Raw genomic sequence first — 18,490 nt, forward strand, 5'->3', positions numbered from 1 at the left:
GGGCTCAGCCCGCCGCGAAGGTGTCGAGGAAGGCCTGCCGGAGCGGGGCGTTCTTCTCCCATTCCAGGTCCTGCACCGTGAATGTGATCTGGTAGGCGGTCTGGCCGTCGAGCGCGACGTAGCGGGTCAGTCCGTGCATGGGTATGACGCTTCCGGGCCGGACGTAGGTGTACTCCCAGTCGGCGGCCTTCCATGTGCCGTACCGGACCGGTGCCACCCCGACCTCGATGTATTCGTCCAGCCCCTGCTTGCTTGCCCGGTTGAGCGCGGTCACCGGATCGGTGACCGGGGCCTGGGTGACGACGATGCTCTGCCCGCTGTTCCTCGGGCCGGAGAAGGTGACTGAGCCGGCCTTCTCCGTCTTCACCGTCCAGCCCCTGGCCACCGCGGCGGAGACGCCGCCCCCGCTCAGGGTCCTGAACCCCTCGGGGACCTTGCCGCGCGCCTGCGACGGCGACGCCGGGCCGGTGGGTGTGGAGGTCGCCGGAGACGGGTCCGGGCTCCCTGCCGGATCCGGGCCGCCGCCGAGGAGCAGGGCGAGCAGCCCGGCCAGTCCGGCCAGCACCACGGCTCCGCCGGCCAGTAGCAGGCGCGGCGCCGGACGGCCGTCGCGTATCCAGCCGCCGTCGTTCCCTGCCCGGCGGCGGGAGCTCCTGCGGCCTCCGAGCCGGCTGGGCGCCGTCACGGACCGGGCGTCTCGCGCGGTGTCGCGGACGGCCTGGCCGTCCGAGGCCGCCACGGGCCACAGCCCGGCCTCGGGAGACCCGTGCGACGGGATGCCCGCGGTCTCGCCGGTGGGACCGTTCCGCGGCTCGGGCGGCAGGGGGCGTCCGAGATCGGCTGATGGGCTGCGCAGCGCATCGTAGCCGCGCTGGTGCCCGCCGGACGTCCCGGTGGGGGACCCCGGCGTGTCGGCCGCCGGGTCGTACGGCACCCGCACGGGGCCGGAGGGGGTCTCGATGATCCGTGAGGGCATCGGCCCGGGTGGTGGGTCCAGCGGCGGCATGAGGTGAATCGGTGTGGGGTCGCCTGGGAACGGCGATGGCGAGCGCCGTGCGACGGGCTCGCGCTGGGGGGGAGCGGAGCCGTGACTGCGCAGTACCCGGTCCAGCAGGTCCGAGGCCTGGGCGGCGGTCATCCGGTCGGTGGGATCCTTGCGGAGCAGGCCGTCGATGACGGCGACCAGTGCTCCGGCCCGCTGTGGCCGGATGGGCTCCTGGGTGAGGATCGCGCCCAGTACGGCGACCGCGTCGGGGCCCTCGTAGGGCAGGCGGCCCTCGACCGCCGCGTACAGGGTGACACCGAAGGACCACAGGTCGGCGGCGTGCGTGATGGGCCGGCCGGACAGCCGTTCCGGCGGGATGTAGGCGGGGGAGCCCATCAGCGGGCCGGTCTGGGTGATCGCGACGTCGCCTTCCACCGCGGCGATGCCGAAGTCGGTGAGTACCACCCGGTCGGAGGTGAGTAGCACGTTGGCGGGTTTGACGTCGCGGTGCAGGATTCCGGCGGCGTGGGCGTGGCGGAGCGCGTCGAGTATCCGGACGCCGATTTCGGCGGTCTGCGCGACGGGCAACGGCCCGTTCTGCCGTACGGCCTGCTCCAGGGACCAGGCGCGGACCAGCTCCATCACGATCCAGGGGCGGCCGTCCTCCTCGACGACGTCGTGGACGGTGACGATTCCGGGGTGGCTGAGTCGCGCCGCCGAACGGGCTTCGCGCAGCATGCGCTGGTGTGCCACCTGCCTGCCGGCGTGGTCCAGTCCGTAGGGGAGGATCAGCTCCTTGATCGCGACGTCGCGGTCGAGCAGTACGTCGTGCGCGTGCCACACCATGCCCATGCCGCCACGGCCGACCGGTGCCATCAGGCGGTATCGCCGGCCCGCCAGTCTGCCCTGTGTCGCCGGCGTGGTCGCGCCGGCGTTCTCGTCCTCCGGTCCCATTGGGGCCTTGCCGAGCAAACGATCGGTCATCGTACCCCGTCCCCCCCACAACCAACCCTATTTGTAAGTTGGACACGATATCGGGATTACATTCGGTAATGGAAGTTGATGGGCGAGGGGGCGCATCGCGGTAAATACCGGGAGCGTCCCTCCGCGCGCCGCCGACCTGCCGTCCGAGAACCGATACCGGAACCGCGATACGCCGCCGCGTTCCAAGGTTTGATCATGAATTTCTGGGCCGTGGATCCACGGGAAACGACTACTCGTCCGCCCTGCCACCGGGGTCGGCCGACTCGGCAAGCGCGGCCAGGGCTGCGGTGAAGGCCGAGGCGGGTGGGCTCACCAGACCCGCGCCGACCTGGCCCGTGCCCGCGACCCGGCCCGCGATACCGGTGTTCACGGTGGGCAGCAGGCCCGTCCTGGCTACCAGCGTGACGTCGATGCCGATCGGTGTGCCCCGGAAGTCGAGGCCGGGAATCTGGTAGGCGGGGTGCTCGGCAAGGGTGATCTCGTACATGGACCGGGTCGCCACCATGGCGTCGGACACGTCGCCGCCGACGAACCTGACGATCGCCGGGGCCGCGGCCATCGCGAAACCGCCCAGGCCCGCCGTCTCGGTGATGGTGGAGTCGCCGATGTCGGGGTTGGCGTCCGCGGGGCCGTACGCGCCGAGATAGAGACCGTCAGGCACGCCCGCCGGGCCGGTGAACCAGCGGTCACCCAGCCCGGAGACCTGGACGCCGAAGTCCGTGCCGTTGCGGGCCATCGCGACGACCATGGTGGAGCCGGGCACGTCCCTGGCCGCGTCCGTGCTCACCTTGCACGCCGCCATGCCCGCGTTGAGGAAGAAGTGGTCGTTGCCGTTGACGAAGCGCAGCACCTCGGCCGCGTGGCCGGGGGCGGCGTCCACGATCCCCGGCGCCAGCTCCCGCACCAGCAGCGAGGTGGCGGCCCGGTTGCGGTTGTGCAGCTCGTCGCCCATCTGCAGGGCCTGCGCGACCAGTGCTCTGAGGTCCAGCGGGCCGGTCCGCTCCAGGGTGGCCCGCAGGACGGGGCCGAGCACCTGGCCCATCCAGCCCAGCCGCGCCAGCACCTCCGGGCCGTAGGCGCCGTAGCGCAGCACCTTGCCCAGGCCCTCGTTGAGCGAGCAGTAGGCGGTGCCGCCGTGCTCGGCGTCACGGACCTCGAACATCCACATCGACGGGCTGACCACACCCGCCATCGGACCCACCGTCCGGTGATGGTGACAGGGCTCCAGCCGGGCCTGCCCGGCGGCCAGCCGCTCACCGGCCTCCTCGGCGTCGGCGGCCAGTCCCTCCAGCAGCATCGCCCCGACGAGCGCGCCGCGCATCGGGCCTGACGCCCGCTCCCAGTCGATCGGGGGCCCCGCGTGCAGGAACGTGCCCCGGGGCAGGTCCAGCACCTCGTGTGCGGGCCGTACGCCGACGAGCTGGGGCCGTGCGGACACCAGGCGGCCCACGGCGGTCTCGTTGGCGCGGACCCTGCGCGGGTCGGCGAGCACCCGGGCCAGGTCGCCGGCGGTGCCGGGCATCGGCGGGCGCCAGTCCACCCCCACCCTGGGCACCGCCTGCGCGTCCAGGGCCTCGCCGAGCATCTCGGCTCCGACCGTGATCACCTGGGGCTCTCCGGAGAGCATGGGCAGCGTCATCGGCACCTCCTGAGCGAGGAACGGCGGCTTCCGGCCGGGCGGTTTCCGGACCGCGCGCGGCGGGTCAACGGGCGCTCGCCGGCAGACCGGCCGCGTACTCGGCGGCCTGGGCGTTGGAGGTGAACACCGCGGCTCCCGCCGCGCGCAACGCCTCCGCCTGGACGTCCAGCCCCTGGGGATCGCCCTCGGAGCCGACCAGCGCGACGACCACCGGCACGCCCCGGCCGACCGCCGCGGTGATTCCGGGGGCGAGCCGTGCCGAGGGGTCGGGGTCGGCGCCGTGCCCGAGAACCACGTCGAGCAGGACGACGTCGCCCGGCGGCACCTTGGCCAGGGCCTCCAGGCGGAGCGCGGGGTCGATCATCGGATGGGCCCGGCCACGCGTGTAGGCGTCGTCGCCGAAGTCGGTGAACTCCCCGGTGCCGGCGGTCAGCCGGGCCTCCACGCACAGTGTCCCGCCCGAGTAGACGCCCCGCAGTGTCCCCGCACGCTCGCGGGCCCCGGGCGCCGGCCATGCCCGCCACGCGGGCACCGGCACCCCGAGCGCGCGCAGGGCGGTCTCGGCCGCCGTGGTCAGGTTGCCGGAGCCGGAGCCGAGCAGCGCGGTCACCACCGGGGTTCCGAGCTTGGCGACGACCTCCTGTACGGCGTGCGCGGCCTCGGGAGCGGGGGGCTTGGAGATCAGAGCGATCAGTTCGGTCGCCGGATCGGCGTCGAGCGCCTCAAGGGCGCGGAGCGTGGACAGCCCGCCCACGTCCGCCGACAGGTCCCTGCCACCCACTCCCAGCACGTGGCTGACCCCCACGCCCGCCTGGTCCAGCAGGCAGGTCACCTGCTGGGCGCCGGTCCCCGAGGCGGCCACCACCCCGACCGGACCCGGCCGGAGCACGTTCGCGAAGCCGAGACCGGCCCCGCCGATCACCGCGGTGCCGCAGTCGGGCCCCATCACCAGCACGTCCAGCTCACCGGCGCGTCTTTTGAGCAGCACCTCCTGCTCGACCGGCACGTTGTCGCTGAAGATCATCACAGAGAGGCCGGCCTCGATCGCGTCCATCGCCTCGGCGAACGCGTGCGGACCCGGTACCGAGACCAGGGCCAGCGTGGAGGCGTGGTCGCGTGCGGCGGCGTGGACGGTGCGCGGCGGCTGCTCGGTGGCTGTCACGCCCGCCGTCCTGCCGGCGAGACCGGCCAGGAGCCGGTCCAGCTCGGCGGCGGCCGTCTCCAGCGCGCCCGGGTCGCCGCTCCGCAGGGCGATCAGCAGGTCGGCCGGGGCCGCCGCGGGAAGGTCGAAGCCCAGCTCGGTGGCTATCCCGCGGTTGAGTTCCGTGGCCATCGCCACCACCGCGACCTCCACCCCGGGGAGATCGGTGACCGCTTGGCTGACCCTCATCAGGCTCACCGAGTCGTGGTACACCCCGCTGCGTATCCGGACCAGATCAGTGCTCACTCGCCCTGTCCTTCAGGTTGACGACGGAGGTGAGGCCGATGCGCAACCCCCAGGCCAGGTCCGCTCCCGAGGTGTGGCCGAGCTGGAGCAGCCGGTGCAGCGCCGGCTCCAGCGCCTGCCGTCCCGCCAGGGCCCGCAGTACGGCCAGCACCTCGCCGCTGGCCTCGCCCCGGGCCGCGCAGTGCAGCAGGGTCGCGGAGATGGGGGTGGTCCTGCCGCGGGCGTCGAAGGTGACCGCGGCGGCCAGCCAGTCGGCCAGCCAGACGGCGCGCGGTGCCCCCGCCGCCGTGCCCAGGTGTCGCAGCGCCACCAGCAGCCCCGCGAGCATGTCGTCACCGCTGGGAGTGAGTCCCGGGCCCAGCCCGACGAGCTGCTCGGCGGCCATGACGCCCCGCAGCAGGGACGCCTGCGCGCAGCCCTCGGCCAGCAGGTCGGCGGCGTCGTTGCCCGCCAGCCCCGGACGTCGCGTCGAGCGGTCGCACAGCCCGGTCATCCTGGGCAGCGAGGCCGCCAGCCGTACGGGATCCACCGGACCGAGCACCGGGGCAGGGTTCCACCAGCGGCCCGCCCGCAGGCTGAGCCGTCCGATCTCGATCGAGCCGTCGCCGACATGGGCCTCGTCTCCGACGGTGACCTGCGGCATCGGGCCGGTGACCACCATCGAGTTGGGCAGTCTGACGGCACTGCCCGTCACCACCGCGATCACGTGCGGTTCCAGCTCGGTACGGACCTCCAGGTAGATCCCGGAGGAGAAGGCCGCCAGCACCCGCGCGGGGCGGCGGGGCGACTCCAGCACCGGGCGCAGAGCCGTGCTGGCCGCGCCGGTCGTGTCTGTCCGCGGGTGGGCCCGCCGGGCCTTGGAACGTGTTACAACGGTCACCGGGCCTCCCTCGGCGGTCCGGTGCCGGTGCCGGGCCTGTCGGTCCGCTCGCTGTGCTCGATCACGGATTCCCCCATCCATTGAGCCGACGGTAGAACGGCCTCTGATCACTACCGTACGGAGAAAGGTGCCAACAGTCGGCCCAAAGGTTGGCTCTTCCTGACAGACGGCTCCATCGGTCACAATCGCTGCATGGAACCTCCCGTGCGCCTGGCAAGTACCGGCACGATCATTCATGGCGTCGCCGTCGGCGAGGTCCTCGGCGTCTCGACGTTGGCCGGGGCACGGTTGCTCGCGGGGGAGCGGGGCCTGGGGCGGATCGTGCAACGGCTCAACGTCATGGAGGTTCCGGACGTCCTCGCCTGGGTGAAGCCGCACGAGTTGCTGCTCACCACCGGCTACCCGCTGCGCAACACCCCCCAGTCGCTCGACCGCCTGGTGGTGGACCTGGACGAGCGTGGCCTGGCCGCACTGGCCATCAAGCTCGGCCGTTATGTGGACCGGCTGCCCGAGGAGATGGTGGAGCAGGCCGACCGGCTGGGTTTCCCGCTGATCCAGCTCCCCGAGGACGTCGGTTTCGACGACATCCTCAACCAGGTGCTCACCGACATCCTCAACCGGCAGGCCGCCGTGCTGGCCCGGGCCGAGGAGGCGCACCGGGCGCTGGTCCAGGTCGTGCTGGCCGGAGGCGGGCTGCACGAGGTGGCGGCCGAGGTGGCCGGGCTGCTCGACGTGGCCGTGGCGGTGCTGGACGGGGCAGGCCGTGTGCTGGCCTCGGCCGGGCCCGCCGAGCACCTGGCGGCGCTGCGGGGGGCTCCCGAGGGGAGCCACACCTCGGTGCCCGTCGTCGCGGGCGGCCACCACCACGGCCGGATCGTCGCCCGCGGCCCCGTCGGGTCGGTCGCCGACAGCGACATCGGAATACTGGAACGTGCCGCTACCGTCGCCGCGCTCGTGGTGACCCGGCAGGAGGCGGTCAACGCGGTCGAGAGCAAATACCGTGCGGACTTCCTTCGGGACGTGCTCACCGGCCGGGCCGGCGGCTCGGAACGCGTCGCCTCGCGGGCCAGGGCCTTCGGCTGGGATCTGGAACGCCCGGTCACCGTGCTGGTGGCCGAACTCGACCCGGAGCGGGACGAGCGCATCGCTCAGGACCGGCTGGTCACCTGCTGGACCGCCGCGATGCGCCGCCACGATCCGCGCGGCGCGGTGGCCGGCTTCTCCCACGAGGTCGTCACCATCGTGGACGCGGCCGTCGACACCACCCGCCTGGCCAAGGACGCCGCCGCGGCCTTCGCCGAATGCCTGCCCGCCACCTTCTCCACCGGTACCAGCCGGACCGCCGTCGGGGCCGAGAACCTCCCCGAGGCGTACGGCCAGGCGGTGAAGGCGGCCCGGGTCGGCCGTCAGCTCCACGGCCCCGCCGCCGTCGCCCACTTCGACCAGCTCGGCGTCTACCGCCTGCTGTCCCTGGTCAACGACACCGCCGAGCTGCATGCCTTCGTCCGCGAGGCCCTCGGTCCGCTGGCCTCCGACAACGACGCCGAGAACGCCGACCTCCGCCGGACCCTGCAGGTGCTGCTGGACACCAACCTCAACGTCGCGGAGACGGCCCGCCGGCTGCACTTCCACTACAACACGCTCCGCTACCGCATCGGCAAGCTGGAACGGATGCTCGGCAATTTCACCGAGGACGCCCACCTGCGCCTGAACCTCACCCTCGCGCTCCACGTCCTGCGGATGCGCGGCATCTGAACCTGCGGCCTCTAAACTCTGGGACGTGAACGAGACCTTTGAGCTGGAGACCGACTACATCCCGCTGTGCGACCTGCTGAAGTACTGCGCCGTCACCGACACCGGCGGACAGGCCAAGCACTTCATCGCCGAGGGGAACGTCATGGTGGACGGCGAGGTCGAACTCCGCAAGACCTGCAAGATCCGGGCTGGTCAGGTCGTCACCGGCGACGGCTTCGAGATCCACGTCGTCGGCACCCGGAGCTGACCTGGCCGGCACGGAACGTGTTCCGCGTGGTGCTCACCTGACCGGTGAGGGCGCTGTGCGTAAGGCGACCACTGGTCAGCGGATCAGCTTTGGCAGATCATGACAGTGTAAGAAGACGGTCGCGGGCCTAACGTGCCCGCAACGACAGCAAGCGGATTCGCCGGAGGGATGCCTGCGGGGCGGCCACCGACCGACGGCCCGGTGAAAGGTGGGGCTTGATGGTTGCAGGTTGGACCAGACACGGCGACGGCAGGACTCTGGCGCCCGGGGAGGTGGTCAGGCCGGACGAACGGCTGTCCTGGCCGCGCATGGTCGGCTTCGGGGCTCAGCACGTCATCGCGATGTTCGGCGCGACGTTCGTCTTCCCGTTGGTCATGGGCCTGAATCCCAACGTCGCCATCATGTTCTCCGGCGTCGCGACGATCATGTTCCTGCTCATCGTGAAGGGGAAGGTCCCCAGCTACCTCGGGACGAGCGCCTCGTTCGTGGGTGGCGTGCTGGCCATCCGGGCGATCTTCGGCGGTGACACGCCCGCCGCCGACGCGATCGTCACCGGGGCGATCCTCGTCGTCGGCCTGGTGCTCGCCCTGGTGGGCGTGGCGATCCACTACCTCGGGGTGCAGGTCATCAACCGGGTGTTCCCGCCCGTCGTCACCGGCGCGGTCGTCATGCTGATCGGATTCGGCCTGGCCTACGTGGTGGCGGATGTCTACTGGCCGCAGGACCAGTGGATCGCTCTGATCACGATGCTCGTCACCTTCGTGATCATCGTGGTCTTCAGGGGGTTCATCGGCCGGATCGGCATCCTCCTCGGGCTGGTCGTCGGCTTCGCCCTCTCCTGGGTGGCCGACAAGGTCTTCGGGAACATCACCGCCTACAACGCCGCGACCGGTGTGGTCGATACGCATCCGCGGGTGAGCTTCGCGAAGGTGGCGGAGGCCGACTGGATCGGCCTGCCCGACATGCACCTGCCTGACATCAGGTTCTCCGCCGTCCTGCTGGTGCTCCCGGCGCTGATCGCGCTGATCGCGGAGAACGTCGGCCACGTCAAGGCGGTCGGTGAGATGACCGGCACCGACGTGGACCCCTACATGGGCCGGGCGATCATCGGCGACGGCGCCGCCACCGCGGTCGCCAGCGCCTTCGGCGGCTCCCCGACCACCACCTACGCCGAGAACATCGGCGTCATGGCCGCCACGAGGGTCTACTCCACGGCCGCCTACTACATCGCGGCCGTCATCGCGATCCTCTTCGGCCTGTGCCCCAAGTTCGGCCAGCTGGTCGCGGCAACTCCCCCCGGCGTGCTCGGCGGCATCACGGTGATCCTCTACGGCATGATCGGCCTGCTCGGCGCGAAGATCTGGATCGAGAACCGGGTCGACTTCTCCAACCCGGTCAACATGGTCCCGATCGGGGCGGGCATCATCCTGGCCATCGGCCCGGTCAAGCACATGGTCGGCCCGGACTTCGCCCTGGAGGGCATCGCGCTCGGCACCATCGTGGTGGTGGGCGGCTACCACCTTCTGAGGGCGATATCCGGCCGGAACGGCACCGTACCCCTCGAACCCGTACCCGCAGGGACCGGACAGAGCCCCGGCCGTGGAGCCGGGCAGGAGGGCGAGGCGTCCGGGTGAAGCCGTCTCCTTTCGACTACCACGCACCCCGGTCCCTCGGCGAGGCGCTCGACGTCCTCGCCGAGGCCGGGGAGCACGGCAAGGTGCTCGCGGGCGGCCAGAGCCTGATCCCGATGCTCAACATGCGGCTGGCCGCCCCCGCCCACCTCGTCGACATCAACCGCCTCACCGAGCTGGCCACCCTCGACGTGGAGCCCGGCGGCGTACGGGTCGGCGCGCTGGCCAGGCACGCCCAGGTGGAGCGTTCCGGACGGGTCGCCACCGTCCAGCCGCTGCTCCGCCAGGCGCTCCGGCTGGTCGCCCACCCGGTGATCCGCAACCGGGGCACGGTGGTCGGCAGCCTGGTGCACGCCGACCCCGCCGCCGAGCTGCCGGCCGTACTCGTCCTCCTCGGCGGCTCGGTACGGCTGGCCCGGTGCGGCGCCCTCCGGGACGTCCCCGCCGCCGGTTTCCTCACCGGTCCCCTGGAGTCCGCCGTCGAGCCGGGCGAGCTGGCCGTCTCCGCGTTCTTCCCCCTGCTCGCGCCGCGCTCGGGCACCGCGTTCCGCGAGGTGGCCAGGCGGCACGGCGACTACGCCCTGGCCGGGATCGCGGCGCTGGTCGAACTGGACGACGACCTCCGGATCACCGCAGCCAGGGTGACGTGCGTGAGCGTGGGCCCCGTCCCGGTGCTCGTCGACGTCACCGAGGCCTGTGGCCACCGCCCGCCCGCCTCGGCCGACTGGGTCTCGGCGGCGCGGGCCGTACAGGACCGGATCGAGCCGGAGGCCGACATCCACGCGAGCGGCGACTACCGGCGCCATCTCGCCGGGGTCCTCGCCCAGCAGGCCCTGCGGGACGCGGCGCGGGCGGCTCTCGATGCGTGAGCCGAGCCGGCCGGGCGCCCCGCCGATCCGCCGTGGCGGGGGGACGGCGGCCGGCCGGGAGCGGCCAGACGGGCCGGAGGACGAGGCCGTGGACGCGGCGGACGAGGAATGGTGAGCCGGTGACCGACATCGCTATCACACTGACCGTGAACGGCGTGGTCCGGCAGGTCGAGGTGCCCGGGCGGCGGTTGCTGTCGGACTGCCTGCGGCACGATCTCGGCCTGACCGGCACGCACGTCGGCTGCGAGCACGGGGTGTGCGGGTGCTGCACGGTGCTGCTGGACGGCGAACCGGTCCGGTCCTGCCTGACGTTCGCGGTCACCGTGGACGGGCACGACATCACCACGGTGGAGGGGCTCGCCGCCCCCGGCGGAGCGATGTCGCCGGTGCAGCGGGCCTTCGCCGAGTGCCACGGCCTGCAGTGCGGCTTCTGCACGCCGGGTTTCCTGTGCACCGTCACCGCCCTGCTGCGTGACAACCCGTCGCCGACCGGCGAGGAGGTGCTGGAGGGCATCTCCGGCAACCTGTGCCGGTGCACGGGGTACCAGAACATCGTCAGGTCCGTTCACCGCGCGGCCGAGATCATCGCGGAGGAGACGTGAGACACGGCACGGCAGGTCGGCACCTCCCGGCGAGGAACCGGGCGGGGGCGACATGACGACCAAGCTGTTCGGGGAACCGGTGCCGAGGCGGGAGGACCCCCGGCTGCTCACCGGCCAGGGACGTTACCTGGACGATCTCGGGGCGCACGCGCTGGAGGCGGCGTTCGTCCGGTCCCCGCACGCGCACGCCCGGATCCGCGACATCGACGTGTCGGCCGCGCTCGACGTGGACGGGCTGGTGGCGATCTACACCTGGGACGACCTGCCCGCCCTGCTCGCCCAGCCGCTGCCGCTGCTCATCCCGCACCCGGCGCTGACCCACGGCCGCACCGCCTACCCGCTCGCCCGCGACCTGGTCCGGCATGTCGGCGAGCCCGTCGTGATGGTCGTCGCCCGTGACCGCTACCTCGCCGAGGACGTCTGCGCGCTCATCCGGGTGGACTACGAGATCCTCAAACCGGTGGTCGGGGTGGAGGAGGCGGTGCAGTCCGCCCAGCTCGTCCACGCCGACGTGCCGGGCAACGTCGGCGCGCACCTGGTGCAGGAGGTGCCCTCGGCGGCCGGGCTCGGCGCCCGGGAGGCGATCGAGGCGGCGCCCCACACGCTGGCCTTCCGGCTCGACATCGAACGCAGCGCGTCCATGCCGCTGGAGGGGCGGGGCGTGTACGCCCGCTGGGACGCCGACGACGAGTCCCTGCGCGTGTACACCAGCACCCAGACCTCCACCAGCGTCCGGATGGCCATCGCGGCCAAGCTCGGCCTGCCGCTGCCCAAGGTCGAGGTGATCGCCCCCGACGTGGGTGGCGGATTCGGGGTCAAGATCGTGCACCCGTGGCCGGAGGAGGTACTGGTCCCCTGGGCGGCCATTCTGCTCGGCCGCGAGGTCAAGTGGACCGAGGACCGGCGCGAGCACTTCGTCTCCTCGGCGCACGAGCGGGCCCAGGTGCAGTCCGTCCGGGTCGGCTTCGACGACGACGGCAGGGTGCTCGGTCTGGAGGTGAACATCCTGCACGACCACGGCGCCTACACGCCGTACGGGATCATCGTGCCGATCATCACCTCCACCCAGCTCCTCGGGCCCTACAAGATCGGCGCCTACCGGGTCGAGTTCTCCTCGATCTACACCAACACCGTGCAGGTCACGCCGTACCGGGGCGCCGGCCGCCCGCAGGCCGTCTTCTGCATGGAGCGGACGATGGACCACATCGCCGCCTACCTGGGAACCGACCGTACGGCGGTGCGGGAGGTCAACTTCATCCAGCCCGGCGAGTTCCCCTACGACCAGGGTCTGATCTTCCAGGACGGCCGTCCGCTGATCTACGACAGCGGCGACTATCCCGAGTCGCTGCGGATGCTCAAGGAGCTCATCGGCTGGGACTCCTTCCCCGCGCTGAAGGCACAGGCGGCGGCCGAGGGGCGCAGGCTCGGCATCGGCCTCGGCTGTTACGTCGAGGGCACCGGCGTCGGGCCGTACGAGGGTGGCCACGTCCAGGTCACCTCCGACGGCCGGGTACACGTCTCCACCGGGCTCACCTCCCAGGGGCAGGGTCACGAGACCGTGTTCGCCCAGATCGCCGCCACCGAGCTGGGCGTGCCGCTGGAGCGGGTCTCGGTGGTGACCGGCGACACCCGCAGGTTCGGCTACGCGGTCGGCACGTTCGCCTCGCGGGCCGCGGTGATGAGCGGGAACGCGATCGCGCTGGCATGTCGCAAGGTCAGGGAGAAGGCCCTGCGGATCGCCGCCGAGGCGCTGGAGGCCGACCCCGGTGACCTGGAGATCGCCGACGGCGAGGTGCGGGTGGTGGGCTCGCCCGGTGCCTCCATTCCGCTGGCGACCGTGGCGGTGCTGTCCAACCCCCTGCGCTACGCCTTCGACTCCGAGGCGGCCCGTGCGACCCAGTTCGCGGGGGCGTCGTCCTTCGACCGGCCGCCGGTGGAGGAGGGGGAGGAGCCGGGGCTGGAGGGACGCGACTACTACTCGCCGCTCCGGTCGACCTTCGCCTCCGGCATGCACGCGGCGATCGTCGAGACCGATCCGCTGACGGCCGAGATCCGCATCCTGCGCTATGCCGTCGTCCACGACTGCGGCAACCTGATCAATCCGATGATCGTCGAGGGGCAGATCCACGGCGGCGTCGCCCAGGGCGTCGGCGGCGCGCTCTACGAGCGGATGGTCTACGACGACCACGGCCAGCTGCTGAACGCCTCGTTCATGGACTTCCTGATGCCCTACGCCACCGAGGTGCCTTTCATCGAGACCGCCCACCTGCAGACGCCGTCGCCGCTCAACCCGCTGGGGATCAAGGGGGCCGGCGAGGCCGGGGTCATCCCGGTGTCGGCGGTGATCGCCTCGGCCATTGAGGACGCCGAGGGCATCGGGATCGACAGGATGCCGATCTCCCCGTCGGAGCTGTTCGACCTGCGCCGTTCAGCCGGCTGAACTCCGGGGCGGGGCGATGCGGGCCCGTGCGCACTGCGGCTGCTGACCGGAGTGCGGTCAGCAGCCGGAGCGGCCCCTCGACGTCAGGGGCGATGTTTGGTGGCCCAGCGGTACTGCTGGAGAACCTCTTTCTCGGTCACGGCCCGGTCGAGGAACATGAGGTCGTCAAGCCGGCAGTCGCACGGGTTCTGCTCCTGGGTGTTCTGGGGGAAACTGCCGCCGATCTTGATTCCTCTGGGATCCGTCGGCGAGGTGAGGTGCGGCCCCGGCGAGCCGGTGACCTCCCACGGATCATCCGCGAGCGTGTAGAACCCCTCGAGTGGCCGGCCGTTCTTGTACAGCGCCATGGTTCCCTTGTCGAAATCGAAGGTCGCGGTGAGGAACACCCATTGGTTGGGCGGCAGCACGCTCTGCCATTCCTCGTTCGCGGCGAACGTCTGGGACCTGCCGCCGTCGATGCGCCTGCCGAGCGCGACCACTCGCAGCTCTCCCGAAACGTTGATCACTTCGAGCAGGGCCCGGACATCGTGCCCCTGGGAGGTGCCGGTGAGAATGCCCGCCAGCCCGACCGCGTTGTAACGGTCGTCCGGGGCCGGGGTGTTGGAATTGAGGCCCGGGTTCGGGCCGGTCGTCTTGAACCACCCCATGATGGTGGCCTGTTTCGCCTGGTTGAAGGCGCCCAGGGTGCTCACGCCGGTCTCCGAGTGGATACCGGCCTTCCAGTCGTCGTTGCCGGAGAGGGTGGGGTTGATCTGCCGTGTCTGCAGTGAGGTCCTGCTCCCCGGATGCGCGCCGTCCTGTACGCGCATCGAGGCGCCACCGTTGACGAGATCGATGTCCGTCCCCGAAAGGCCCTGGTCCTGCTCCTTCGCGGCATTCCCGGCAACCGGATGTTCGAAGTCGTAGTAGGCGACCAGGTTCCGCCGCAGACCCGGAAACACGTCCGACCGGCCCGGGGGGGCCGCCGAGGTGGCGGCGGGGGCGGCCTGTGCGGCGGCGCGGGCCTGGGCCTCCGGGACCATCGAGAACGACCCGCACAGCGCTACGGCCACCAGAGCCGCCGGGAGCCCGCGTGGCCTGCGGCGTCCCAGCGCCGCGGCATCATGACTGACGTACACGTGACGATCTCTCACTGTCTTCTCCTGGTGCGTGGTCGGACACTGTGGGCGCTGCCGGGGCGGGGCGTCCGCCCCGGCAGCGCCCTGGTCACGCTCGTACGGTCAGTTGTTCACCCGGGTGCCGTTGACCTTGAGGTCGCGGAGCCGGCCGATGTTGTCGAATGAGCCGAAACCCACCCGGCCGGAGGTGAAGGTGGTGTCGACGGCGGTCATCAGCGGAGTCTTCGCACCATCGACGTAGACGGCGATCTCGCCTGAGTCGGTGCAGTGCTTCACCCGGACCCGATGCCATTGCTCATCGATGACGGCGGGCTTGGCGCCTCTCGAACGCACCTCGTCCCACTGGTCCTCGATCCGCAGCCGGTCGGCGTTGTTCACGGAGAAGATTCCGTTGTGCGGGTAGATCGTGTTGTCCGTCGACAGATGGGCGTAGTAGAACTGCGTGTCACTCTGGTATCCGAACACGATGATCACATCGCGATTGGTGATCTCGACGGGGGTGTCCAGCCGGACCTCGCCGTCGACCTGGACCGAGCCGAACTCCGGCCCTGCTGAGAGCACCGCGTACTCGAAGGGGCGGCGAGGGCCGGGACGGGACTGCCCGGCCTCGGCCAGGACGACCTCTTTCCCGGGGAACAGCCACTTCGCCGGGGTGACCGGAGCCCAGTGCTCCGCCCGCGTCGCATTGTTCACATGGGTATGGCCGGCGTCGCAGCCGGCGAACTGCCGCGTGCCGGTGACCTTCCAGATCTTTCCGTTGGCCTTGGACAGGATGTAGAGCTCGCCGGCGTTGTCGCGGCCGAACCGGAGGTCGACCCGGGCGTCGCCTGCCAGGCCCTTCATCGTGACCCGCTTGCCCGCCTGGTCGTAGACCATGAGTTCGTAGATGGGGGCCTGCTCGGCGCCGGTCCGCATCTCACGCTCGTTGGTGTAGAAGATCTGACCGGTGACGATGTCTCCGAAGAGGTATTTGCCGCGCAGTTCGGGCACCTTGTGGCCGCGGTAGACGGAGCCGCCGGATATCCCGCGCCCGACGTCGGAGGTGCAGTTCCAGCCCGGCGGAGGGTTGTGGTCGTAGGAGGCCACCGGGTAGGTGTAGCCGTTCTTCGCGTCATCGGCGGGCAACGGGTGGAGGCGGTTGCAGGGGTCCGAGGTGGTCTTGTCGAACACGAACGTCCCCTCCCGCTCGCTCCAGCCGAAGTTGGCGCCCGCCTTGACCTCGTAGACCGATTCGATGGCTTTCTCACCGATGTGTCCCAGGAACATGCGGTGCTGCCCTGCGGGATCCCAGCTGAAGCGGTGCGGGTCGCGCATCCCGTAGGCGTAGATCTCTCCGAGCGCCCCTGGCCTGCTCACGAACGGGTTGTCGGCCGGAATCCCGTATTTGCCGCCGGCGCTGTTCCCGGCCCGCGGGTCGATCCGGAAGATCTTGCCGTACGGTACCGCCAGGTTCTGGGGCTCGTCGTTCCCGACGCCCTTGCCGCCGTCGCCCACCGCGATGTAGAGCAGCCCGTAGTCTCTGTGGCCACGCTTGGCGGTCGGGTTGAAGTCGATCTGCTGGATCCCGTGGATCTGACCCGCGAACCCGAGCCGGAGGATCTCCCGGCGGCTTCCGTGGAAGGTGCTCGCCGCCGGATCGTCCGCTGTCCACTCGGTCACGATGCCGTGGTAGAGAGTGCCCGACTGGGGCTTCATGTCCGGGGTCTTCGTCGTGGCCGAGGCCAGCTCGGTGTGGACGGTGTAGAACGTGCCGTTCTTCTTGAACTCGGGGTGGAAGGTTACGAAGCCGAACCCCTGGCCGAGGCCGACACCGGAGAAGAACTGGGGTGCGAACGTGGCGCCGACGTCGAGGTAGACGTGTGGTGTGCCGTTCTCCAGCAGATACAGCCTGCCATTGAGGTCAGGCACAAATTTACGTCCAGATCCGTCCGGGATTTCGCCGATGTAGTTGATTCGGGCCCATCGCACCAGCCTCGGATCGGTCGGCGCCGGGGTCGGTTCCGATTTGGGGAATGTGGCGACCTCTTCGAGGGTCAGCCCCAGACCGGAGGCGATCGGATCCTCCGGGATCGGGTCGGTTATCGGTCCGTCGGCATGCGCGGCTACCTGTCGTACGGGCAAAGCGGCTGCTTGTGGCACTGGGAGAAGGCTTGTGAGTACGAGGACGATCGTCGGCAGAAACCATCTGGTCTTCAGCATCCCGCCCACCTAAAAGCTCGGGGAGAGCGCAGGGAAAGCGCTTCCCCGAACGTACGAGACGATTACGGCAACGTCAACAACTTGTTTCTCCAAGACCGAAAATCGGCTCCTGCGGAGGATGTAAAGACGGTTGCGTGCGGGGACGTGACAGGCCCCGCACGCAGCGGAGAAATACGCTCCGTAACGTTGATTCCCGCACTGCGCAATGTGGGGCGGTGGGGACGCGACGGCGCCCGCACTCGCGCCGGCCGGGGTGTCGAGCGTGCCGGTGATCGGCCTGACCGCCGAGGTGCTCGGCACCCCTTCTCCGGGCGGTCAGGCGCTGATCTTCCGTCTCCGGCCCCTCAGGCCGTCAGACGCTGACCTCGTCCGCCGTGGGCAGGTCGCGCATCATGCGCAGCGGGGAGAGCAGGAGCGGCACCACGGCCACCAGCGCCAGCGAGGCGCTGATCCACAGCGTGGTGCGGGCTCCGAAGATCTCACCCAGCGTCCCTCCGGCCAGGCCGCCGAGGGGAAGGACGCCCCACACGACGAAGCGCATGGTGGCGTTCATCCGGCCCAGCATGTTCTCGGGGGTGATGCTCTGGCGGAAACTGACCTGCCCGACGTTGTAGAGAACCACGCCGACGGTCTGCATGAACATGGCCACCGAGTACAGCCCCATTCTCCAGCCGGGTGCGGTGAGAGGCACCAGAAGCATGAACGGACTGGTCAGAAGGGGGGAAAGCCAGATGATCCTGGCCGAGCCGATCCGGCGGCTCACCGCGCCCACGGACGTCGCGCCGACGAGCGCGCCGAGGGATCCCACGGTGACCAGCAGGCCGATGACGCCCGGGGTGAGGCCCACCATCCGGACCAGGAAGACCATCTCGACGGCGGCCAGCATGCCGTTCGCGAGGTTGGCGACGGCAGTGGAGGCGGCGATCATCCGCAGGATGCGATGACCGGCCACGTAGCGCAGCCCCTCGCCGATTTCCTTGAGCAGTCCCCGCCGGGCCGTGGGGTCCGGCACGTTCTCGGTGACGTCGATCCGCCACAGCAACAGCGCGGAGCAGAGGAAGCTGACGGCGTCCACGAGCACCGCGAGCGGTGCGGTGATCAGCTGGATCAGGCCACCGCCCAGGCCCGGCCCGGCCACGCCCGCCGTCGACCGTACGATCTCCAGCTTGGCGTTGCCGTCCATCAGCCGGTCCTTGGCGATCAGGCTCGGCAGGTAGCTCTGATAGGCGATGTCGAAGAAGACCGTGGCCAGGCCCATGCCGAGTGCCACGGCGTACAGCTGGGGGAGGGTCAGCACGTCCAGCCACCAGGCGATCGGCACCGAGGCCAGCAGCACGCCCCTGACCAGGTCCGCGTTCACCAGAATCCGCCGTCTGCGCATCCGGTCGACCCACACCCCGGCGGGCAGTCCCACCAGAAGGAACGCCGCGGTCTGCGCGGCGAACAGCAGGCCGGTGTCCAACTCACTCGCCTGGAGCGTGATCACCGCGACCAGCGGGAGGGCGAGCGTGCTGATCTGCGTGCCGAACTGGCTGATCGTATCTGCGCCGAACAGGAGCGTGAAGTTCCGTTGTCGGAATAGGCTGGGGGATGTCATGAAAGGATTCTTTTAGAAGTTTTCCTGAAAAATCAACCTATTCTCTTTACAAATTGCGGTGCGGGTAGTCGGGGAACGAGATCGTTATGATTGGCCG

Annotated in this window: 14 protein-coding genes; 7 read left to right on the forward strand and 7 right to left on the reverse strand. The window is 70.6% G+C overall.

Going from position 1 to position 18,490, the window contains the following annotated elements; translation table 11 throughout:
* Positions 1–4: 4 nt before the first annotated feature.
* The 4 genes from ACIN94_RS09630 to ACIN94_RS09645 all read right to left on the reverse strand — a co-directional run bounded on the left by ACIN94_RS09630 (position 5) and on the right by ACIN94_RS09645 (position 5,935).
* Entirely contained in the window at positions 5–1,969 is a 1,965-nt protein-coding gene (locus ACIN94_RS09630) for a serine/threonine-protein kinase (RefSeq protein ID WP_400702135.1), read from the reverse strand.
* A 229-nt stretch (positions 1,970–2,198) separates the two neighbouring features.
* Positions 2,199–3,608, reverse strand: a complete 1,410-nt coding sequence (locus ACIN94_RS09635) for a DUF1116 domain-containing protein (RefSeq protein WP_400702138.1) — start codon at positions 3,606–3,608, stop codon at positions 2,199–2,201.
* A gap of 64 nt (positions 3,609–3,672) precedes the next feature.
* Positions 3,673–5,055: an FdrA family protein gene (locus ACIN94_RS09640; protein ID WP_400702141.1), complete on the reverse strand. Its 1,383-nt coding sequence runs from the start codon at positions 5,053–5,055 to the stop codon at positions 3,673–3,675.
* Positions 5,045–5,935: a DUF2877 domain-containing protein gene (locus tag ACIN94_RS09645; protein WP_400702144.1), complete on the reverse strand. Its 891-nt coding sequence runs from the start codon at positions 5,933–5,935 to the stop codon at positions 5,045–5,047. The genes ACIN94_RS09640 and ACIN94_RS09645 overlap by 11 nt, the downstream gene beginning before the upstream one ends.
* A gap of 192 nt (positions 5,936–6,127) precedes the next feature.
* On the opposite strand from ACIN94_RS09645, the gene ACIN94_RS09650 reads away from it, so the two are divergent.
* The 7 genes from ACIN94_RS09650 to cutA all read left to right on the forward strand — a co-directional run bounded on the left by ACIN94_RS09650 (position 6,128) and on the right by cutA (position 13,479).
* Positions 6,128–7,690, forward strand: a complete 1,563-nt coding sequence (locus tag ACIN94_RS09650) for a PucR family transcriptional regulator (protein WP_400702147.1) — start codon at positions 6,128–6,130, stop codon at positions 7,688–7,690.
* Positions 7,691–7,715: 25 nt separating this feature from the next.
* The gene (locus ACIN94_RS09655) at positions 7,716–7,937 is read left to right on the forward strand and encodes an RNA-binding S4 domain-containing protein (RefSeq protein ID WP_400702150.1); all 222 of its coding nucleotides are present in this window, start codon (positions 7,716–7,718) and stop codon (positions 7,935–7,937) included.
* A 218-nt stretch (positions 7,938–8,155) separates the two neighbouring features.
* A complete protein-coding gene (locus tag ACIN94_RS09660) occupies positions 8,156–9,571 on the forward strand; it encodes a uracil-xanthine permease family protein (RefSeq protein ID WP_400702153.1) in 1,416 nt (471 codons plus the stop codon).
* Positions 9,568–10,437: an FAD binding domain-containing protein gene (locus ACIN94_RS09665; RefSeq protein WP_400702156.1), complete on the forward strand. Its 870-nt coding sequence runs from the start codon at positions 9,568–9,570 to the stop codon at positions 10,435–10,437. The genes ACIN94_RS09660 and ACIN94_RS09665 overlap by 4 nt, the downstream gene beginning before the upstream one ends.
* On the forward strand, positions 10,430–10,552 hold the full coding sequence (locus ACIN94_RS09670) for a hypothetical protein (protein WP_400702159.1): 123 nt from the start codon (positions 10,430–10,432) through the stop codon (positions 10,550–10,552). The genes ACIN94_RS09665 and ACIN94_RS09670 overlap by 8 nt, the downstream gene beginning before the upstream one ends.
* 4 nt (positions 10,553–10,556) lie before the next feature.
* Positions 10,557–11,039, forward strand: a complete 483-nt coding sequence (locus ACIN94_RS09675; protein ID WP_400702162.1) for a (2Fe-2S)-binding protein — start codon at positions 10,557–10,559, stop codon at positions 11,037–11,039.
* Positions 11,040–11,091: 52 nt separating this feature from the next.
* Positions 11,092–13,479, forward strand: coding sequence for an aerobic carbon-monoxide dehydrogenase large subunit (cutA, locus tag ACIN94_RS09680; RefSeq protein ID WP_400702165.1), 2,388 nt, complete (start codon positions 11,092–11,094; stop codon positions 13,477–13,479).
* Between the two features lie 83 nt (positions 13,480–13,562).
* Here the strand turns inward: cutA and ACIN94_RS09685 are convergent, their stop codons facing one another.
* The 3 genes from ACIN94_RS09685 to ACIN94_RS09695 all read right to left on the reverse strand — a co-directional run bounded on the left by ACIN94_RS09685 (position 13,563) and on the right by ACIN94_RS09695 (position 18,393).
* Positions 13,563–14,612, reverse strand: coding sequence for a hypothetical protein (locus ACIN94_RS09685; RefSeq protein WP_400702168.1), 1,050 nt, complete (start codon positions 14,610–14,612; stop codon positions 13,563–13,565).
* Between the two features lie 87 nt (positions 14,613–14,699).
* Entirely contained in the window at positions 14,700–16,505 is a 1,806-nt protein-coding gene (locus tag ACIN94_RS09690; protein WP_400702171.1) for a PQQ-dependent sugar dehydrogenase, read from the reverse strand.
* 643 nt (positions 16,506–17,148) lie between these two features.
* Entirely contained in the window at positions 17,149–18,393 is a 1,245-nt protein-coding gene (locus tag ACIN94_RS09695; RefSeq protein WP_400702174.1) for an MFS transporter, read from the reverse strand.
* Between the last annotated feature and the right edge of the window lie 97 nt (positions 18,394–18,490).

This window comes from Streptosporangium sp. NPDC087985 (assembly GCF_044741965.1).
Lineage (GTDB): Bacteria > Actinomycetota > Actinomycetes > Streptosporangiales > Streptosporangiaceae > Streptosporangium.